Raw genomic sequence first — 255 nt, forward strand, 5'->3', positions numbered from 1 at the left:
GGCAGCGAGAGCTGATCCACACCGGTCATGTTCGGCAAGCATACGGTGATGCGCTCCGAGAGGACGCGCATCACTGGTCTTTTTGTGACCAGCTGATCCTGACAGGTCCCCCGCTCATCCGAGCGGCCGACGGTCGGGAGCGGCCATGGATCACGAGAGCGATCAAGTGCCTTAAGAGCATCTGGTGGATGCCTTGGCGCTGAGAGGCGATGAAGGACGTGGTACGCTGCGATAAGCCTTGGGGAGCTGCGAACG

Annotated in this window: 1 rRNA gene; it reads left to right on the forward strand. The window is 61.2% G+C overall.

Annotation, left to right across the window (positions count from 1 at the left end):
- Positions 1-160 precede the first annotated feature (160 nt).
- Positions 161-255: ribosomal RNA gene (locus MFF56_RS32010) — 23S ribosomal RNA — on the forward strand; the annotation flags it as partial.

This window comes from Methylobacterium hispanicum, from assembly GCF_022179285.1.
Classification (GTDB): domain Bacteria; phylum Pseudomonadota; class Alphaproteobacteria; order Rhizobiales; family Beijerinckiaceae; genus Methylobacterium; species Methylobacterium hispanicum.